The sequence below is a fragment of the Massilia sp. TWP1-3-3 genome (assembly GCF_049897805.1).
GTDB lineage: Bacteria > Pseudomonadota > Gammaproteobacteria > Burkholderiales > Burkholderiaceae_D > Telluria_A.
This window is the reverse complement of the sequence record NZ_JAFCWX010000135.1, coordinates 1-672: the sequence shown is the minus strand read 5'-3', so window position 1 is coordinate 672 and position 672 is coordinate 1. Positions and strand designations below refer to the sequence as shown.

Sequence of the window (672 nt, the reverse complement as noted above, 5' to 3'; positions counted from 1 at the left end):
GTGACTGTTCAGCCCCTATGACCGGCAGAAATTAGTTGTAAACAATTGTGATCGCGTTCATCATGCTGGCATGGCAACGAAACCTTCTTCTCCCGACCTGACTGGACTGTCCCACGAACAGAAGGACATCCTCATTCTGACGTTGCTTGCGCGCTTGGAGGCGCTCGAATCGAAGGTCAACAAGAACAGCAGCAATTCGAGCAAGCCACCCTCGTCCGATGGCCTTGCCAAGAAGACCAGCTCGTTGCGCGAGTCGTCCGGCAAGCCGCCCGGGGGCCAGACTGGCCGCAAGGGCAGCACACTCAAGCAGGCCTTGCAGCCGACCGAGCGTATTGATCACCCGCTGCCCGGACACTGCGACCACTGTCACCATGCATTGCCGCTTCAGGATACGCGCGTCGAGGAGCGCCGCCAAGTATTCGACGTGCCGCTCGCTGCGTTCGACGTTGTGGAACATCGCACTCTTTCGGTGCGTTGCCAATGCGGTCAACTGCACACCAGCGCCTTCCCGGCGAGCGTGACCGATGCGGTGCAATACGGCCCAAACGTGAAGGCGCTTGCGGTCCACCTTACGCAGGGGCAGATGCTGCCGTATGCGCGCGCTGCTGAGCTGATCCGTGACGTGTATGGCTTGGCCATTTCGCCCGGCACGCTAGTGGCATGGGTGGGCGA

Annotated in this window: 1 protein-coding gene; it reads left to right on the top strand. The window is 60.6% G+C overall.

What is annotated here, in order from left to right; translation table 11 throughout:
- Positions 1–70: 70 nt before the first annotated feature.
- A partial coding sequence (locus tag ACP7D4_RS28190; protein ID WP_426212748.1) for a DUF6444 domain-containing protein occupies positions 71–672 on the top strand: 602 nt, incomplete at its 3' end.